2 protein-coding genes and 1 pseudogene are annotated in these 1,572 nt (G+C 42.0%); all 3 read left to right on the plus strand.

Features of this window, described 5'->3' with window-relative positions:
- Positions 1-113: pseudogene (locus L652_RS1000000124875) on the plus strand (crossover junction endodeoxyribonuclease RuvC); the annotation flags it as partial.
- A gap of 2 nt (positions 114-115) precedes the next feature.
- On the plus strand, positions 116-733 hold the full coding sequence (gene ruvA / locus L652_RS0104665) for a Holliday junction branch migration protein RuvA (protein WP_002960647.1): 618 nt from the start codon (positions 116-118) through the stop codon (positions 731-733).
- A gap of 7 nt (positions 734-740) precedes the next feature.
- The coding region (gene ruvB / locus L652_RS0104670; protein ID WP_024603330.1) for a Holliday junction branch migration DNA helicase RuvB at positions 741-1,572 on the plus strand (832 nt) is incomplete at its 3' end.

Below are 1,572 nucleotides of genomic sequence, written 5' to 3' on the forward strand. Positions count from 1 at the left end.
CCGATGCAGCTGATGCACTCGCTATTGCGATTTGCCACGCTCACTCAGAACAAAATTTAATTAAACTAGCGGGTAGCGCAAGCAAAACCGTTAGAGGACGTCTAAGGAAATAACTATGATAGGCCGCTTAAATGGTATTTTAGTCGAAAAACAGCCACCAGAGATATTACTCGAAGTAAGTGGTGTCGGTTACGAAGTACAAATGCCAATGACCTGTTTTTACGATTTACCAAAGATTGGTGAAAACGCGATTGTTTACACTCACTTTGTAGTGCGTGAAGATGCTCAACTGTTATTTGGTTTTAATAATAAAGTTGAACGTGCCTTGTTTAGAGAGCTATTAAAAGCAAATGGCGTAGGGCCAAAACTTGGCTTAGCTATTTTATCGGGCATGTCGGCAAAGCAATTTGTAAGTTGTGTAAATAACGAAGACTCAACGTCGCTAGTTAAATTACCGGGTGTCGGTAAAAAAACAGCCGAGCGTTTAGTACTCGAAATGAAAGACAGACTAAAAGATTGGGGTAATGATTTATTTACGCCATTTAGCGACAGCGCAGTAATAGAGCCAATGAGTGATGCGACAATAGCTAATAACGCAGCCGATGATGCCGTATCAGCACTGCTTGCATTAGGTTATAAATTGCCACAAGCTCAAAAAGCAGTAAAATCGATAAGCAAACCCGATATGTCTACTGAGGTTCTTATTAGAGAATCTTTAAAATCTATGTTGTGAGTAACCCATGATTGAAGCGGATCGCTTAATTGACGCGACTGAAAAAACAAATGAAGACTCTATAGATCGTGCTATAAGGCCAAAACTTTTAGCTGACTACAGGGGCCAGCCTCATGTTAAGCAGCAAATGGAAATTTTTATTGAAGCTGCTCGTACCCGTGGTGAAGCGCTCGATCATTTATTAATATTTGGCCCACCAGGGCTTGGTAAAACCACGCTTGCAAATATTGTCGCCAACGAATTACACGTAAGTATTAAAACAACATCAGGCCCTGTACTTGAAAAAGCAGGCGATTTAGCTGCGCTGCTCACAAATTTAGAGGAAGGCGATGTACTGTTTATTGATGAAATACACAGACTCAGCCCGCAAGTTGAAGAAATACTCTACCCCGCAATGGAAGACTACCAGCTTGATATAATGATTGGTGAAGGCCCAGCTGCGCGTTCTATTAAATTAGACCTACCTGCATTTACACTTATTGGAGCAACCACCCGAGCAGGCTCGCTTACATCGCCACTACGTGACCGTTTTGGTATTGTGCAGCGATTAGAGTTTTATTCTGTAGAAGATTTGTCGCACATAGTAGGGCGCTCTGCACATTATCTAGGTTTAGAAATGTGTGACGATGGCGCAACCGAAATTGCACAGCGTTCGCGCGGTACACCACGTATAGCTAACCGCTTATTGCGCCGTGTACGTGATTACACACAGGTAAAATCTGACGGTACAGTAAACGCCGAAGTAGCTAAGCAAGCGCTTGACATGATTGACGTAGATAAAAGTGGTTTTGACTATATGGATCGCAAATATTTACTCGCCATAATTGAAAAATTTATGG

Source organism: Pseudoalteromonas sp. TB25 (assembly GCF_000497995.1).
Lineage (GTDB): Bacteria > Pseudomonadota > Gammaproteobacteria > Enterobacterales > Alteromonadaceae > Pseudoalteromonas > Pseudoalteromonas distincta.